The sequence below is a fragment of the Aeromonas sp. 159 genome, assembly GCF_963862045.1.
Classification (GTDB): Bacteria; Pseudomonadota; Gammaproteobacteria; order Enterobacterales; family Aeromonadaceae; genus Aeromonas; species Aeromonas veronii.
Map to the genome: position 1 here is coordinate 1 of NZ_CAWLMI010000045.1, position 17148 is coordinate 17148.

The 17148-nt window shown below is 60.2% G+C and carries 15 protein-coding genes; 8 read left to right on the forward strand and 7 right to left on the reverse strand.

The features are described 5' to 3' along the window. Positions 1 to 1158, reverse strand: a 1158-nt coding sequence (locus AACR14_RS09255) for a formate--tetrahydrofolate ligase (RefSeq protein WP_019445937.1), incomplete at its 3' end; no start/stop codon positions are given. Positions 1159 to 1225: 67 nt separating this feature from the next. On the opposite strand from AACR14_RS09255, the gene AACR14_RS09260 reads away from it, so the two are divergent. After that, positions 1226 to 1654, forward strand: a complete 429-nt coding sequence (locus AACR14_RS09260; protein ID WP_019445938.1) for a hypothetical protein — start codon at positions 1226 to 1228, stop codon at positions 1652 to 1654. Between the two features lie 58 nt (positions 1655 to 1712). On the opposite strand, the gene AACR14_RS09265 is transcribed toward AACR14_RS09260, so the two are convergent. Next, positions 1713 to 2612, reverse strand: coding sequence for a LysR family transcriptional regulator (locus AACR14_RS09265; RefSeq protein ID WP_019445939.1), 900 nt, complete (start codon positions 2610 to 2612; stop codon positions 1713 to 1715). Positions 2613 to 2721: 109 nt separating this feature from the next. Here AACR14_RS09265 and AACR14_RS09270 point away from each other — a divergent pair, with 109 nt between their 5' ends. The 4 genes from AACR14_RS09270 to AACR14_RS09285 all read left to right on the forward strand — a co-directional run bounded on the left by AACR14_RS09270 (position 2722) and on the right by AACR14_RS09285 (position 5711). After that, on the forward strand, positions 2722 to 3282 hold the full coding sequence (locus AACR14_RS09270) for a YceI family protein (RefSeq protein WP_005334411.1): 561 nt from the start codon (positions 2722 to 2724) through the stop codon (positions 3280 to 3282). Further along, positions 3282 to 4019 carry a hypothetical protein gene (locus AACR14_RS09275; RefSeq protein ID WP_019445940.1) on the forward strand — a complete coding sequence of 246 codons (738 nt, stop codon included), beginning with the start codon at positions 3282 to 3284 and terminating at the stop codon, positions 4017 to 4019. Before AACR14_RS09270 ends, AACR14_RS09275 begins: the two co-directional genes overlap by 1 nt. A 182-nt stretch (positions 4020 to 4201) precedes the next feature. Next, a complete protein-coding gene (locus tag AACR14_RS09280) occupies positions 4202 to 5326 on the forward strand; it encodes an adenosylhomocysteinase (protein ID WP_019445941.1) in 1125 nt (374 codons plus the stop codon). 76 nt (positions 5327 to 5402) lie between these two features. Beyond that, complete coding sequence (locus AACR14_RS09285; RefSeq protein WP_019445942.1) at positions 5403 to 5711, forward strand: SelT/SelW/SelH family protein; 309 nt, start codon at positions 5403 to 5405, stop codon at positions 5709 to 5711. A 114-nt stretch (positions 5712 to 5825) separates the two neighbouring features. Here the strand turns inward: AACR14_RS09285 and AACR14_RS09290 are convergent, their stop codons facing one another. Then, positions 5826 to 7535, reverse strand: coding sequence for a lysophospholipid acyltransferase family protein (locus AACR14_RS09290; RefSeq protein WP_019445943.1), 1710 nt, complete (start codon positions 7533 to 7535; stop codon positions 5826 to 5828). A 206-nt stretch (positions 7536 to 7741) separates the two neighbouring features. Next, positions 7742 to 8965, reverse strand: a complete 1224-nt coding sequence (gene pepT / locus AACR14_RS09295; protein ID WP_019445944.1) for a peptidase T — start codon at positions 8963 to 8965, stop codon at positions 7742 to 7744. 1014 nt (positions 8966 to 9979) lie between these two features. Between pepT and speA the strand changes: the two genes are divergently transcribed. Further along, positions 9980 to 11881: a biosynthetic arginine decarboxylase gene (speA, locus tag AACR14_RS09300; protein ID WP_019445945.1), complete on the forward strand. Its 1902-nt coding sequence runs from the start codon at positions 9980 to 9982 to the stop codon at positions 11879 to 11881. Between the two features lie 284 nt (positions 11882 to 12165). After that, positions 12166 to 12354: a hypothetical protein gene (locus AACR14_RS09305; protein WP_005334402.1), complete on the forward strand. Its 189-nt coding sequence runs from the start codon at positions 12166 to 12168 to the stop codon at positions 12352 to 12354. Positions 12355 to 12434: 80 nt separating this feature from the next. Here AACR14_RS09305 and AACR14_RS09310 read toward each other — a convergent pair whose 3' ends face one another. The 3 genes from AACR14_RS09310 to AACR14_RS09320 form a co-directional block, all read right to left on the reverse strand. Beyond that, complete coding sequence (locus tag AACR14_RS09310; protein ID WP_019445946.1) at positions 12435 to 12722, reverse strand: hypothetical protein; 288 nt, start codon at positions 12720 to 12722, stop codon at positions 12435 to 12437. A 268-nt stretch (positions 12723 to 12990) separates the two neighbouring features. After that, complete coding sequence (locus AACR14_RS09315) at positions 12991 to 14997, reverse strand: methyl-accepting chemotaxis protein (RefSeq protein WP_019445947.1); 2007 nt, start codon at positions 14995 to 14997, stop codon at positions 12991 to 12993. Positions 14998 to 15197: 200 nt separating this feature from the next. Beyond that, positions 15198 to 16493 (reverse strand): amino acid permease, encoded by a 1296-nt coding sequence (locus AACR14_RS09320; RefSeq protein WP_019445948.1) that lies wholly within the window; start codon positions 16491 to 16493, stop codon positions 15198 to 15200. Between the two features lie 251 nt (positions 16494 to 16744). Here AACR14_RS09320 and AACR14_RS09325 point away from each other — a divergent pair, with 251 nt between their 5' ends. Next, positions 16745 to 17128, forward strand: a complete 384-nt coding sequence (locus AACR14_RS09325; protein WP_019445949.1) for a Rid family detoxifying hydrolase — start codon at positions 16745 to 16747, stop codon at positions 17126 to 17128. Positions 17129 to 17148: the final 20 nt, after the last annotated feature.

The following is a 17148-nucleotide window of genomic DNA, read 5'->3' on the forward strand; positions in this document are numbered from 1 at the left end:
GTTCCGGATATGCCAGGCTAGGTTGGCGCAGCCCTGCTTGAGGGTCGGCAGATCTTCCCCCTGCAGGCTGGCTGGTAACGGCTGGCCTGGGCGAATATCCAGCAGACCGCTGTTGGCCTTGAGACCGCGCACCGTGGCCACCAGCACCACGCAGGCGGGGGTAATACCGGATTGGCGGCTCTTGATGTTGAAGAACTTCTCCAGCCCCATGTCGGAGCCAAAACCTGCCTCGGTCACCACATAGTTGGTCAGGCCAAGGGCGATACGATCGGCGATCACCGAGGAGTTGCCGTGGGCGATGTTGGCAAAGGGGCCGGCGTGCACCAGCACCGGTGTCTGCTCGGTGGTCTGCATCAGGGTCGGTTGCAGCGCGTCTTTCAGCAGCACCGTCATGGCGCCCGCTACTTCCAGCTGTTCGGCGGTAATGGGCTTGCCGTGGATATCGCGGGCCAGCTGGATGTGGCCGATACGAGCGCGCAGATCCTTGAGATCGCTTGCCAGCGCCAGAATGGCCATCAGCTCGGAGGCGGCGGTGATGACGAAGCGATCGCTGCGCTCTACACCATCGGCTGCGCCGCCCTGACCTATGGTGAGGTGGCGCAGGGCGCGGTCATTCATGTCGAGGGTGCGCGGCCAGAGGATGTTATCGGCATCGATATCGAGCCGTGGCAGGCCGGTTTTGGCGGTGAACTGGTCGCCGAGTTTGCGCTCATGGAACAGGCGGGCATCGAGGGCTGCAGCCGCCAGATTGTGGGCCGCCGTCAGGGCGTGAAAATCGCCGGTGAGGTGGAGGTTCATCTCCTCCATCGGAACCACCTGGGCGTGGCCGCCACCGGCTGCGCCCCCCTTGACCCCGAATACCGGCCCGAGGCTCGGCTGGCGGATAGTGGCGATGCTGGGCTGGCCGATATGGTTGAGCCCCATGGAGAGGCCAAGGGTGGTCACCGTTTTCCCTTCACCGAGCGGGGTAGGGGTGATGGCGCTCACCAGTACCAGCTTGCCGCTCTGTGTGGGCTGAGACGTGAGCAGGTCGAGGCTGAGCTTGCCTTTGTAGTGGCCATGAGGGCTGAGCAGGTGCTGGGGGATGGCGAGGCGTTCTGCCAGCGCGTGGATTGAGAGACGGGGGGACTGGCGGGAGATCTCGATATCGCTTAGCATCAGCACCTCGTTGGCATATCGGGGTAAAATATGCGGCGCAGTCTAGTGGAATATAACGGGTAATCCAATGACGAAAACGATTTTATTTGGTGAGGGTGAGGTTCGTCAGAATCCTGTTCGGCTGGATCTCAACGCACTCTATCATCCCCCCAAGCAGCCGATGACGGCGCTGGGGATTGTCAGCGCGCTGGTGCCGTTGTTCGGTTTCGGCTGGCAGGCGATGACCCAGGACCCCGAAACCCAGCTGCGCCACGAGATCCGCAAACGGGTCAACAAGCACAAGACCGACGAGGCAAACCTCATTTTGATCCTGCAGCTGGCCGCCATGTTTGACTGCCCCGAGATTGAAGTGGCGCTCCCCTATGCCCTGAGTGAACAGCAGTTGTCGGTTGTCCGCACCCGGCTGCCACGCTGGCAGTTGCACCCCGAGCAGGAGCGTCTGCTAGCCAAGCTCACCCCTGTTGCCGCATCCACCACCGCATCCGGCCAGCGTTAGGTTTCAAGCCGGACTAGCAGGCCGGACAGTCAGGCCCTATCCTCTGCTCTGGCAATCATCACGGCTTATCCCACTGTTGCGGGGCGAGATAGCGCTCCTGCACGAACTCGATAAAGCAGCGCACCTTGGCCGAGACGAAGCGGCGGTGCGGATAGACCGCATAAAGTCCCACATCTCCCTTGTCCCACTCCGGCAGCAGGCTGACCAGCTGTCCTGACCGCAGGGCCTCCCCCACGATAAAGGTGGGCTGCAATATGATGCCCTGATCATCACAAGCGGCGCGGGTCAGCGCCACCCCGTTGTTGGCCCGCAGCGGCCCCTGTGGCCGGATGCTCTGCTGCTCGCTTCCCCGTTTGAAGTGCCACTCCGGCTGGGTCAGGGTGTAGATCAGACAGTCGTGCTGCTTGAGATCCTCGGGTTTTCCCGGTCTGCCCTTGCGTGCCAGATAGGCGGGGCTGGCGCAAAGCTCGACCCGAATGGTGGCAAGCTGGCGCGCCACCAGCGAGGAGTCGCTGAGGTGGCCGATCCGCAGCGCCAGATCGAACCCCTCTTCCACCAGCGCTACCCGCCGGTCACTGTACTCGATATCGAGCTTGAGATCGGGAAAGCGCTGGCGAAACAGCGGTAGGGCGGGGGAGAGGTGCAGATAGCCAAAATCCATCGGCACCGAGAGCTTGAGAGTGCCGTTCGGCTGCTGGTTGTGGTGGGTCAGCTGGCTGTGGGTCTCTTCCAGCTCCGCCAGCAGGGCGAGGGAGCGCTGGTAGTAGAACTGCCCCGCTTCGGTGGGATTGACCTGGCGTGTAGTGCGCGACAGCAGCCGGGTGGTGAGGGACTCCTCCAACTGCTGCATTAGCTTGGAGGCCATGGCGACCGAGATGCCGAGCTGGTTGGCGGCCTTGGTAAAGCTCTGGCACTCCACCACCTTGATAAAGGTACGCATGGCGGCGATCTGGTCCATTTTCCATCCTCAGTAAATAATGAATTTAATAAATCACTGATTATTCATCTTCAGAACGAGGTTAGCATTTTAACCACTGATGTGAACCCCAAGATGAAGGAACGAACGGATGAAAATGACCAAGGCTCTGCTGGCCTCCTGCCTGTTTATGGCTACCCCTCTGATGGCGGCGGATTATGATGTGGATGCGGCGCACACCACGGTGCAGTTCAAGGTGGGTCACCTGGGCTTCTCCGAGCTGGTGGGTCGCTTCAACACCTTCAGCGGCACCTTCAGCATGGATGACGCCAACCCGGCGGCCGCCAAGGCGAGCTTTGAAGTGGATGCCGCCAGCGTCGACTCCAATCACGAGGCCCGCGACAAGCATCTGCGCAGTCCTGACTTCCTCGACGTGAAGCAGTATCCCAAGATGACCTTCGTCAGCTCCGCTTACGAGGGCACCAAGGATAAAGGCGTGCTGAAAGGGACCCTGACCCTGCACGGTGTCTCCAAGGAAGTGGCCTTCGATCTGGTCAAAATTGGCGAGGGCAAGGATCCCTGGGGCGGTTACCGCAGTGGCTTCAACGCCTCCACCACCATCAAGCGCAGTGATTTTGGCGTGAGTTACATGCTGCCCGGCATTCCGGACGAGATGAACATCAACCTGTTTGTCGAAGGCGTACGCAAGTAATGGGCGCGGAACTTCTGCTGCAAACCCTGGCGGCTCCTCTGGGAGCCGCTTTGCTATCGTGGCGCTGGCCGCGACTGGGTTATCTGTGGGGCGCGCTGGCGCTCTGGCTGGTGGGCTCCTTGCTCGGCGGTCTCTATGGTATTCCGGCCAAGGCGTGGCAGTGGCTGCCGCTGACCCTGCTGGTCCCCGTCATCGCGGCTCAGGTGAACGATCAACGCGGCTCGTTGCTGCTCTTTGCCGTGATCAGTGCGCTGGTGTGGTGGCAGGGATTGGCCTCGGTACTGGTGAGCGAACCCGGGATCTGGCTGGCGCTACTGCCCGCCATCCTCTGGTTTGGCTGGAGCACCTTGCGCTGTGATAGCCGCGAGGGGCTCGGGTTTGCCCTCGGCTTTATCTGGCTGGCGCTGGTGATCGGCATCGATGGTAGTCTGCTGATTGCCCAGCTGGCCGGTGCGCTGGCCGCTTTCGCCGGTTTTCGCGCCCTGCTCGCCACCTTTGTTGGCATCAAGGTAGCCCCAGCCGGTCTGGCGCTGGTCCTCGCCTTCGTCCAGATGCTGGCCTGGCAATATGTGGAGGTGCCGCTGGTGGTGTTGCTGCCGGTCTGGTTGCTGCCGCTGCTGGAGTGGGTGTTGCGTGACAAACCGTGGCCAGTGCGTTGGGGTGGGCTGATATTGCTTGCTGCCGCGGGAACCGGGCTCAGCCTGTGGTGGGTGTGGCCTGCTGCTTCTTTGTACTGATTTTTGCATGAAAAACAGGCAATTACAGTCATTTTTGCATACCCGCTCATACTCTTGGCAGATAATGATTGAGCCACCTATGTGTTTCAGATAAAAAGGTTTTTCATTTTATTTGGACACACACAGAACCCGGCCGCGCTGGGTTCTGTTTGCCTGCTTTGCGGCACATAAGGAGGCCACAGTTGCGCAGTCAAGGATCTGAGCATCTGTTTTTTCGCCATTTCACCGGACAGGGACGTATCGATGGTCTCTGCATTCTGCTGGTCACTCACCTGCTTCCTGATCGCCCCCGTTTTGTCGAAGCGCTTTCCCGGATTGGGCGGATTGGCGCCATTTTGCCCAAACCGAAATCGGTACACGGTCCGACCCTGGAGTGGGTATCCCAGCACTATCCTGTGCTGCCCCTCAACCGGCGCTGGACCAATGAACCCGACAGCCTCATCCAGCAGATTGCACCGCTGGTGGCCCCCCACGAGCGGTTGCTGATCCTCGATATTGGTGGTTACTTTGCCAAAACCCAGGTGACCTTGAGTGAATACTTCGGCCCCCGTTTCCTCGGGGTGGTGGAGATGACCGAGAACGGCCATCAGCGCTATGAGCAGGAGGTGCTGGCGACCCCGGTGGTGTCGGTGGCACGCAGTCCCCTCAAGCAGGCCGAGGATATCCAGATTGGTTTGAGCGTGGTCTACTCCGCGGAGTCGCTGGCTCGTAATCTCAACCGTACTTTCAACGTCTGCGAAGCCGTGCTGTTTGGCTATGGCAAGGTGGGGCGCAGCATCGCCCGCGACCTGCGTTGTCGCAACCTCCATCTCGGGCTGGTGGAAACAGATGTGCTGCGACAGGTCGAAGCGCTCTCTCACGGTTTTCGCTTGATCACCAAGGCTGAAGCCTTGAGCCGCGCCGAGCTGGTGATCTGCTCTACCGGCAACGGCTCGCTGGATTTGGCGGATCTGCAGGCGCTGCGCCCCGGCACCATGGTGGCCTCGGTCACCTCGGCTGACGACGAGTTCGCCTTCTCGCTGGCCCAGTTGCCGTGGCCGAGCGAAGAGGTGTGCCCCCATGTGCTGGCCCTCAACCGGCCGGATGGTACCCAGATCTACCTGCTCAACCGGGGCGAGGCGGTCAACTTCGTTCATGGCGCCGTGATTGGCGAATATGTCTATCTGGTGCTGGCGGAGATTATGGAAGGGATCCGGATGCTGGCGGCAGGCCCTCTTGCTCCCGGCCTGTTCGAGCTGCCAGAATCGGCGATGCGTACCATTGCCCGCCATTGGCTGGCCGATTTTCATGGGGTTGATCAGCACTGATTTGACCAAACCGGGAGCGGCCATTGGGCAGCGGTACGCCACTTCCCGCCATTGTCGCTTTTTTATGGAGTCACTCATGACCGAGTCTGAAACCCTGATCAGCAAACCCCGCATCGAAATCCGCTACTGCACCCTCTGTCGCTGGATGCTGCGCGCCGCCTGGCTGGCGCAGGAGCTGCTCTCCACCTTCGACAGCGATCTGGGGGAGGTGGCGCTGGTGCCGGCCAGCAAGGGGGAGTTCCGCATTCTGGTGGGCGGGGTGCAGGTGTGGGATCGAGTGGTCGATGACGGCTTCCCCGAGGCCAAGGAGATCAAGCAGCGGGTGCGCGATGTTATCGCCCCTGAGCGGGATCTCGGCCACTCGGATCGCAAGGCGGCCGAGTAACGCCAGATGGGCCGAGCGCCTCGAAAAGGTGCTGAGCATGAGAGCGAAAGGAGAGGGAGGCGATGGCCTCTCTCTCCTTTTTTGCCTTTGGCTGTTTGCCTGGCTCCAGCAGGGTTATAAGCGCGGCTCGGCCAGATGACTGCCGATATAGCGGGCCCGCTTGTGGGACTTGATGCGGCTCACATCGACCCACACCAGCCCGTCGATGCAGTGGTTGAAGTCGGGGTCGATGCCAAAATCCATAAACTGGACGCCGCCCGGCTCGCACAGCTCGGAATACTGCTTGTAGAGGGTAGGGATGGCGCAGCCCAAATTGTCGAGGCGGGCCTTGAGTGCTTTGAGGTCGGCGCCGTAATCCAACCCCTCGAACAGAGGTTGCGTCTCGGGGTAGGGACGGCGGGAGGGGGCCAGCGCCAGCTCGGGGGCAAAGTGCTGGCGGTAGAAGCTCACCAGCATATCCTTGGCCGCCGGCGGCAGGCTGCCGGAGAGCGACACCGGGCCAAACAGGTAGCGGTAGCGGGGATAGCGGGCCAGATAGGCACCGATGCCGAACCAGAGATAATCGAGCCCCCGCTTGCCCCAGTAGGCGGGCTGGATAAAGCTGCGGCCAAGCTCGATGGCCTGCTCCAGCCGGGGCAGCAGCTTATCCTCAAAGCCGAACAGGGTGTGGCTGTAGATACCATCCTTCCCCTTGCTGGCCAGCAGCTCCGCCACCGGGGCAAAGCGGTAGGCGCCGATAATGTCGAGTCGGGCCGGATCCCAGAGGATCAGGTGGTGATAGTCGTTGTCAAAGCCATCGAGATCCCGCCGCTTGCCGGATCCTTCCCCCACCGCGCGAAATGCGATCTCCCGCAGCCGCCCCAGCTCGCGCAGGATCACCGAGTGACTCAGTTCATGGCGGCGGTAGAGGTAGATCCCCTGACCATCCGGGGTGGTGCCGAGCTGTTCGCAGCTTTCGATGGCCTGTTTGAGCTGGCGGCGATCCTCCGGCAGGGCGATGGGGGCCTCGGTCTGCAGCCGTCCCGCCTTGCCACGGCCAATCCGGTAGAGGTGGTTGCGCACCAGCCGCGCCGCCGTCTTGGCGGGCAGTTCCTGAAAACTGCCGAGCGGAATGCGCGCCCCTATGGTCACCGGCAGGGTCTGCCCCTGCTGGCGAAACAGCTGACGCACCAGCAACAGGGCGGAGGCTGGCTTGTTGAGCCAGGAGGCGAGATAGAACCAGAGGCTATTGCGTCCCCCCAGATGGATGGGCACCAGCGGGGTGCGGGTGCGCTGGGCCAGCTTGATAAAGCCTGCCTGCCAGGGGCCATCTTTCACCCCCTTGAGGCCAAGCCGCGAGACTTCACCTGCGGGGAAGATCACCAGCGCCCCTTCATGGGCGAGGTGTTCATTCATAGCGAGGATGGCCTGTCGATCGGTCTTGCCCTCCATATTGTCTACCGGCAATAGCAGAGGGCGCAGCGGCGCGAGCTGGGCCAGCAGCTGGTTGGCGACGATCTTTACATCGGGGCGAATGCGACCGAGCAGTTGCAGCAGCGCCAGTCCGTCCAGCGAGCCGATTGGGTGGTTGGCGACAAGAATGACCCGGCCGCTGGCGGGAATATGCTCCAGTTGCGCCTCGCTGACCCGATAGTCGAAATCGAGCTGGGTCAGCGCCTGCTCGACAAAGTCGAGGCCGCGCAGGTGCGGGTAGCGGGTGGCAAAGTCGGCAAAGGCACGTTCGTTGAGCAGCCAGCCCAGCAGCCGCTTTAACAGCGGGGTGAGCAGGGGGTAGCCAAGCAGGCGGGGGAAGTGTTGGGTTAGCAGGGTATCGATAGTGAACATCTGGAGGGCTCCGGCGATCCGTTGCTCCCAGCATGATGTGACACTGTTCCCGCGACATGTCAGCGGGATGACAGTTTGATGGCAGTGGCAGCCAGTTGCTCCTGAGCGACTCTCCCTGTTTCTCTTTCCTGATGGGGGATGGCCAGATAGCAAGGGGGGGCCGGTTGACCGGCTCCCCCCTTTGCCCTGGTAATGACAGCTACCGATTAACCGCGCCAGGCTGCGGTGAGGCGCACCAGCTCCACCAGGGTGGCGACCGCTTTTTCCATGGATTGCAGCGGGATGAACTCGTGCTTGCCGTGGAAGTTGTGACCACCGGTGAAGAGGTTGGGGCAGGGCAGACCCATAAAGGAGAGGCGGGCGCCATCGGTACCACCGCGAATGGGTTTGATCTTGGGCACCACGTCGGCGGCCTCCATGGCGGCACGAGCCAGCTCGACGATATGCATGTGCGGCTCTATTTGGCTGCGCATGTTGCGATAGCTGTCGGTCAGGGTCAGCTCGATGCGGGCCTTCGGATACTCGGCTTGCAGGGCGGCGACCCGGCTCTGCATCTCGGCTTTGCGTGCGGCGAAGTGCTCGTCGTCGAAGTCACGGATGATGTAGTGGAGGGTGCTCTCCTCCACGGTGCCGTTCATCTGGGCCAGATGGAAGAAGCCCTCATACCCGTCGGTGCACTCCGGGGTCTGCTCGGCAGGCATGGCAGCGTGGAAGCGGGCGGCCAGAGTCTGGCTGTTGATCATGCTCCCCTTGGCGGTGCCGGGGTGGACGTTATTGCCGATAAAACGCACCGTGGCGCTGGCGGCGTTGAAGTTTTCATACTCCAGCTCGCCCAGTTCGCCGCCATCCACTGTATAGGCCCACTTGGCAGGGAATCTCTCCAGCGGGAACAGGTTGGCGCCGCGGCCAATCTCTTCATCTGGGGTAAAGCCGATCCAGATATCGCCGCGCGGGATCTCGGGGTGGACCTGCAGGTGGTCGATGGCGGTGAGGATCTCGGCGATGCCCGCCTTGTCGTCGGCGCCAAGCAAGGTGGTGCCGTCGGTGGTGATGAGATCCTGACCCAGATAGTTTTTCAGGAAGCGGTAGTCACGGATGGCAAGCACCTCGTCACCCTTGCCAAGGCAGATGTCGCCGCCCTGATAGTTTTCGATGATTTGCGGTACTACGTGCTCCGCCTCGTAGTCGGCGGTGTCCATGTGGGCAATCAGGCCGATGGCGGGGGCGTCCGGCTGGTTGCCCGGCAGGCAGCCGGTGAGGTAGCCGTTTTCATCCAGGGTGACCTGGCTCAGCCCCAGCGCCTTCATCTCTTCTTGCAGGGCACGGGCAAAGATCAGCTGGCCTTCGCTGCTGGGGCAGGCTGGATTGGTCTCATCGGAGCGGGTATGAAAAGTTACGTAACGCAGAAAACGCTCAAGCAGGGTATCCATTAGTCAGCCTCTAACCGATTGTGAGCGGTCATTGTGGCCAATCCGTGCGGGACACTCATTGCGTCAGCGCAGGTTTTTCCCATTTTTTGACGCAAGGGAAGAGCGGCGAATGTGCGGCGCGCGGGGCAACGTCCGGGAGGGAGAGCGCATAAATGTGGCATTTATTGCAATATTTAGGCGCTGGCGGAAGCGGCCAAATTCCCCTCAGCGACCGCACAGCAAGGCGTCAGCCCAACCATGGCGTTTTCGCACACTTTTCAAGGGGGAATCGGGCTGTCGCATAACCTGCGCCATCCCAGAGCCCGCCTGCCCGCCAGCAAGATTTGATCGACTTATTAAAAGGGGATTTTGAACACTATTTTTTATTGTCACTGCCCGCGGTAAGTGTGTACACTCCGCGCCGATCCAAGGGTAACCCTGAAGCAGGCAGAGCCGCCAGAAACCCGACCGATCATACGCCTATAGGGCGAGGCACGCAGAAACGACAGACACTGCTGGGGAATGGTTTCTTTAATACCGGTTAGGCTCCGGTATCAGGGAGAACAACAGACTCTCATCCTTCATTTGACCGAGTGGGCCACCGGCTCATCATCTTCCCTTGTCATGGGCGGTCACTGACGGTGAGGTGGGCTGTGGTTGTTGTCGTCTATCAACACGCATGCGTGCTGGCGCCTTCGCTTCTCTTCCTTGGAACCCTCTCCTTCTGTCGGGATCGCTGCCGAATGATGAACTGACGGCGTGGCTGATGTCGTCTGTCATCAAAGTACCGCGGCGCTACGGCATAGTGGCACCGCATACCGTTGAGCTTGATGTAAAGCCACCAGCCCCACATCAAGACTCGTTACTTCCCCAAGATCCACCAGGCAGCCTCTGGCTTGCCGCGATGTGCAAAGCGTTGGTTTGGGTGGCTGCATCTCGTGATGGCAGCGCTCGCCGTACTCTGCACTAGATGGTCTGGATGTGATTGAGGGTAACGAAGGCGACTTTGGGTCGCTCATTTGCGAGGCATAGCCCATGACTAACTGGTCCAGCAAGGACTCCTTGAAGGTCTACAACGTTCCCTACTGGGGTGCGGGTTTTTTCAATATCAATGACGCCGGTCATGTGACCGTCGCCCCCGACAAATCACGCCCTGACGCGCATATTGTGCTCTCTGACGCCATCGAACAGTTGCGTCAGTCCGGGCTGACCACCCCCGTGTTGCTGCGCTTCCCCGACATTCTCAAGAGTCGGGTCGATGCGCTGTTCAACGCCTTTGGTCAGGCCATCGAGAAGTCAGGCTATGAAGGGGACTACCTCTGCGTTTACCCGATCAAGGTAAACCAGCAGCGTCGTGTCATCGAGACCATCAGCCAGTCCTACAGCGACAAGCCCCGGCTTGGCCTGGAAGCTGGTTCCAAACCGGAACTGCTGGCCGTGCTGTCCCATCACCATGAGCAAGGCTCGGTGATCGTCTGCAACGGTTACAAAGACCGCGAATATATCCGCCACGCCCTCTTGGGCAACCTGATGGGCCACAAGGTCTACATCGTGGTGGAGAAGCCCTCCGAACTGGAAATGGTGCTGGACGAGTCAGCTCGTCTCAACATCAAGCCCAACATCGGGGTGCGTGCCAAGCTCGCTTCCACCGGCTCCGGCATGTGGGAATCGAGCGGTGGCTCCATGTCCAAATTTGGTCTCTCCGCCTCCCAGATCCTGGCGCTGATCGAACGTCTGCGCGGGCTGGGCAAGCTGGATTGTCTGCAACTGCTGCACTTCCATCTGGGCTCCCAGATCGCCAATATCCGCGACATTCAGGGCGGCATCCGCGAGTGCGGCCGTTTCTACGCCGAACTGCGTCGCCTCGGTGCCAACATCGAAGTCGTGGACGTCGGTGGCGGCCTGGGGGTGGACTACGAGGGAACCCGTTCCCAGAGCCACTGCTCCGCCAACTACAGCCTCTCCGAGTACGCCAACAACGTGGTATGGGGCATCGGCGATGTCTGCCGCGAGTTCGACCTGCCGCACCCGACCATCATCAGCGAGTCTGGCCGTGCCCTGACCGCCCACCACGCCGTGCTGGTCACCAATATCATTGGTGCCGAAGGGGTGGAGATGAACGACATCAGCGCGCCGGACGAAGATGCGCCGACCATTCTGCAGAACATGTGGAAAGGCTGGCTGGATCTGCGTAGCGAAGATCCCTCCCTGCTGGAGATCTTCCATGACTCGGTGGCAGATCTGGGTGACGTCAACACCCAGTACACCATGGGCCTCTTGAACCTTGAACAGCGTGCCTGGGCCGAGATGCTGCACCAGAACACCTGTCTGGCACTCAAAGAGATGCTCAATCCGGTCAACCGCAACCACCGTGCGCTGGCTGACGAGCTGAGTGAAAAGCTGGCGGACAAGTGCTTTGCCAACTTCTCCCTGTTCCAGTCCCTGCCGGATGCCTGGGGTATCGGTCAGGTATTCCCGGTGATGCCGCTGGCGGGTCTCGATCGTCCGCTTACCCGTCGCGGTATCCTGATGGATATCACCTGTGACTCTGACGGTCAGGTCGAGCACTATGTTGACGGTCTGGGGGTCGAGAGCACCCTGCCGATGCCGGTCTACGGCGAGAACGAAGAGTGCCACGTCGGCTTCTTCCTGGTCGGTGCCTATCAGGAGATCCTGGGGGATCTGCACAACCTGTTTGGTGACACCCACTGCGCGGAAGTGTGGCTGGACGAAGAGGGCAAGATGGACATTCGCAACGTGGTGCGCGGCGACACCGTCGACCAGCTGCTGCGTTACGTCAACATCGACCCGTCCGTGATCCGCGAAAACTACCAGCGGATCGCCGCTCACCCGGCGCTGGACGATGCCACTCGCAAAGCCCTGCTCGACGAGCTGGAGCTGGGCCTGCAAGGCTACGCCTATCTGGAAGACGAATAAGCCTCTTGCTTGTTTACCCCGTCGGTGGAAATAACATGACGGGAATGAAAAAACGGCGCCTGCGGGCGCCGTTTTTGTTACCGGGGGCCATCCGGCGATATGACAGGGCACTCGGCCCGTCTTCATTCGGATAACCTATGGTGGCTCGGGGCATCCGCAGGCCACAGATCTGGCTGATATCTGTCCCTTTCAGCCGCTTCCCTTGATCTGCATCAAGCGTGAACCTCGGTGGTTATTTTACGGTCAGGAGTGATGTTGATGGGATGTAACAAAAGGATGTGCATATGGAACTGAAAAGGGACCCGAGATGCTATACCGACGTCTGTATCGACGGTAAGTGGTATCACTACGACCACTGCAGCACCAACGTCTACATGCTGATGGGGGGCGCTGCGCCGAGCCTTCAGCTGGCCTATGAGCCGAGCAGCGAAGAGGAGCTGATCGAGATGCTCCAGCAGCTGGGGCGCTTCTAAATCACCGAATTGATGTCTTGCCATATGGCCATCGGGCGCGTTGCCACGATGGCCACCACTCTTCACCGCTGTACCTTATCTCAGCGGGCTTTATTGCCCAATAACCCCTTGCCAATCTCCAGCATGGCTACGGCCGCGGCGTAGCTGCTATCGGACTTGCCAATCTCGTCCGCTACATAGAGAAAATTGGACTGGTACTTCTCGACGGCCTCCCGTGGACTGGTCGCATCAATAAAGTCCTCCTCCACCTCGAATCCTTGGGTCAGCAGTGCCGCCTTTTCACTCAAAAAAGTCGGAGATGCCATGTCGATAAAGGTGTATTGCTGCCGATTGGATGCCGGAATGGTAAAAAACTGGTATCTGGCCATGGGTAAATCCTCGCTTGAAGCGGGTGATAGATGACGTGACGCTGGTTTTAATCTGTGGTTCGCAGGCGGCTTGGTTTCCCTCGACATCATCGAGAGCGCGTGTCGGGAATGCCGCATTTTGTTTTCGTTCGAGACTACTTTGTTGGCGTTTGCCCGGCAAGTGGGTCGCAGAGATTTTCTGGATGATCCGAGCAACCGAGATGTTGTTGGCAGGGGCGAGACCGAGATAATGCCGGGCTCACGTTGAGCCCGGCTTGTCAGCGCTCTGTTACAGCACGAAGCTCTGTACCATGGCGCGCAGCTGTTCGGTGAGCTGGTGGATCTGGCGGGCGGCATCGCGGGCGGCGTTGGCCACTTGCAGCGCCTCGTCGCTGCCATCCGAGATGCGCACCACGTTGCGTTCGATCTCGTTGACCACTGCGCCCTGCTGCTCGATGGCGCTGGCGATGATGGCGTTGGTATCGACCATCCGATCCACCTTCTCGGTGATGGCGCCGAAAGCCTGTTTTGCCTCCTGCGCCAGCCCGACCCCCTCCTGCGCTTCATGGCTGGCCGCCGACATGGCGGTGACCGAGGCGCGGGCGCCGGATTGCAGCTGTTCAATCATCTGCTGGATCTCGACGGTAGCCCCCTGGGTGCGGTTGGCAAGAGATCGCACCTCGTCGGCCACCACCGCAAAGCCGCGACCCTGCTCACCGGCCCGGGCCGCTTCGATGGCAGCGTTGAGGGCCAGCAGGTTGGTCTGTTCGGCGATGCCACGGATCACGCTGATGACGCCGCCAATCTGGCTGCACTGCTGTTCCAGTTGGCCGATGGTGTCGGCGGTGCGCAGCACTTCGCGGTTGATATGGTCGATTGCCTTGATGGTGCGCTCCACCACATCCTCGCCCTGACCGACCACGTTCTGCGCCTCCTGGGTCATGCGGGCGGCTTGCAGGGCGTTGCCCGCCATGTCTTGGGAGGTGGCGGCCAGCTCCTTGATGGCGGTGGCGACTTGATGGGTCTCCCCTTGCTGATCGGCAATGACCTCCTGCGAGCGGCAGGTGCGCGCTTCGATCTCGGTGGCGCTCTCCACTACTGTGACGCCATTTTCACGCACTCGCAGCATCAGGGTGCGCAGGGTCTCCAGGGTCACGTTGTAATCCCGGCTGATGGCGGCCAGCTCGTCCTGACCGACGATCTCGATATGCTGGCTGAGATCCTGGGCGTTGACCCGGGCGGCGATATCACGCACCCGCCCTACGGTGTCGCGCAGGGAGAGATAGGCGCCGATCATCAGGTAGAGGTAGAGCAGCAAGCTGGCGGTTAGCGGCGCGGTGACCCACCAGAAGTGGCGTTGGTTGGCGGCCAGCCGCTGACGCAGGTCGGCCTCCAGCCGCTGGCGTACCTGGCCTGCCAGCGCGGTGATAGCCTCGTCCATCTTATCCCCCAGTGCCTGCACCTCCTTGGTGGAGAGCTGCACCAGCTGATCCTTCATCATCTTGTTTTCCATGGTCTCGATCCCCTGACGCACCAGCTGTATCAGAGCATCGGTCTGCTGACCCAGCTCGGCGCGGTAGGCCGGTTCAATCTGGTATAGCAGGGTCAGATCGGCCTCCAGCTCTTGCAGAGTGGCGCTGATCAGGTCGAGACGAAAACGCAGGCCGCTGTAGCCCTCGGCCTGAAACAGGCCGAAATCGGCGATGGTGGCGGCGCGATCCCGCACCTGGGCCAGCAGGTCGCGCAGTTGCGGCAACCGCTCGCTGGCGAGGATCACCATGTAGTAGGTACCGAGCGCCGGATCCTGGATCAGGCTGCTACTGGCGGTAATGTGCTTGTAGAGGTGGCGCACCTCGGTCAGCAGCTTGTCGTGACGCAGGTTGCTCTGCTCCACTTCCAGCTTGCCCGCTTCACTCTGCAGGGCGGCCCAGCCCTGCTGGATCACTTCAAAGGAGGGGTTGTTCTGGCTGGTGTCGGCAAAGGCTTGCAGGCTCTGATCAACTGTTTGTGCGGCTGCCTTGACCTGATCATCACCGACCGGATCCACCTCATGGGCGTGACGGGTTACCAGATTGCGATGGGTGAGCAGGGCTTGCTCGATGGCGGGAACGGGGGCGAGATTGACCACTCCCGCCAGCTCGCGGTTGGCCTGGACGTTGTCATCCTGCAGCCGCCCCAGCAGATTGGTCATGCTGTAGGCCAGTGGCAGCAGCATCAGACAGGACCAGAGCAGGAATTTGTATTTGAAGGAGAGCTGATTGCCCAGCCGGATGGCGGGGTTGAAAATCCATTTCATGTTAAGCCTCGATACCTGAGTGCGGGCGTGAGTCGTATTGCCTGAATAGTACTCCGAGCGGCCTCCCTTGGGTGATGGCCGGTTGCAAGTTGTGATCCCCTTGGCTTTTTACTTCCAGGCGGGACGCCGTCAGCCGAGCCAATAGAAAACGGGCCACCCGAAGGTGGCCCGAAGTCGATAAGGAGGGCGTTTGCAATCGATCAGTTGAACGCCAGGAAGGGCGAGACACAGAGCAGTAGGCCAGTGACGATGATGATGTAGAGGGAGGTGCCCTTGTACTTGTGCAGCGCCGGTACCTGATAGACCAGATAAGCCGGGATGAGGCAACCCACCATGCCGAAGATGGGGCTGCAGATGGAGGTGAAGCTCAGTACCGGTGCGTTGAGCACGATGGCCCCCCAGGAGAGCATGACGGTAAACACCATGATGCCCTTACCCACCAATCCCTTGTTGATGCGGTTTTCCGGCAGCACCCGGCGCAGCAGGTTCATCGCCAGACCCTGACAGGCTTCACGAAAGCCCAGATAGACGCCGAAGTAGGCGGTCATTACCGCAAAGATGTTGAGGGTGAGGCTCAGGAGCTTGAGGGTCTGGCCGGGCATCCCCTGGGCTACCATCGCCAGCGCGGAGATGTTCTCTTCGGAGGCTTTGACCGCCTGATCGTGGCCCATGGCCAGGGTGAAGGAGACCGCGTAGAAGAACACCACCACAAACAGGATGCCGAAGGCGATATTCATGGAGCGCATCGCCTTGAAGCGGGCCACTTCCAGCGACTTTTCCCGCGAGCGGTAGGAGATCACCATGGGGCTCAGGCTCTGGATAAAGAGGATGGAGGTGAGGGTAAAGGGGAGCATGATGATGGCATCCTTCATCCAGTCACCGGCGGCGGGCATGGCGGTGATGTTTGCCGCATCCCACTTGTCCACCATCATAAGGCCGAGCACGGCCACCACGCTGATCTTGGTCAGCACCATAAAGGTGGAGATCTTGAACAGCAGGTTTTCGCCGCGCGAGGCCAGTGCCACTAGACCGCAGATCAGCACCAGACCGTAGAGCGGGTTTTCGGAGAGCAGGCCGTCGGTGACGCCGAAGCTCTGCAGGAAGGAGGCGCTGTCATTGGTGATGGCGGTGGAGTAGACGAAGACCCAGATCACCAGCATCACGAAGTAGAGCGCGCCGAGCAGCACACCCCAGTTCTTGCCAAGGTAGCCGGTAATGACGCTGGGGTAATCCTTGCACTCCGGCGAAGTGGCCAGGGTGTTGATAAAGAGGCGCTGGAACATGTACATGGCGGGGTAGCCGATCACAGCCGAGAGCAGAAAGACCCACAAGCCCATCAGACCCACCTGTACCGGCAGGAAGACGATCCCCGCGCCGATGGCCATGCCGATGCTCATGATGATCCAGCCCCAGTCGGTGCTGTCGAAGCGAACCGCTTCTTTCCATTCCAGCGTGCCCATCACGGGGCTGGCGAGTGTAGTGCTATGCGCGTCCATTAAAACCTTCTTTTTTGTAGGGATGTGGGAAAGCGGCGCAAATATAGTTGAATGAAACTGTCATAAACAATGCCCATAAGAGTACTTTTGTTCAAATCAGGATGGTGATCACGGTTTATATTGAGGCCGAAAGGTGCCTTTAAACGCCATTTTTGTATCTTTTTGTTGAATGGATAAAATAAAAAGCAAATAATGTTGAACGGAACGAGATTCATGATTGCAAAAAAAATTGCACAAACAGGAGTGGCTATATGAAACGCATCATCACAGCAGCAGCGGCACCTGACGCTATCGGTCCCTACAGCCACGGCACTGCCTATGGCGACCTCATCTTTACCTCCGGTCAGTTGCCGGTCTGCAAGCAGCAGGGTGGTGTGGTGGAAGGGGGCATTGCCGACCAGACCCGCCAGTCACTGGAAAACCTGAAATCCGTGCTGGAAGCCGCTGGCGGCTCGCTGGATACCGTGCTCAAAACCACCTGCTACCTCGCCGAGATCAGCGATTTTGCCGCGTTCAACGAGGTCTATAAAGCCTATTTCCAGAAAGATTGTCCGGCGCGCAGCTGCTTCGCAGTGAAGGATCTGCCGATGGGCGTCAAGGTTGAAGTGGAAGCGATCGCCCATATCGCTCGTTAATGCTGATAAAAAGGTTCAAG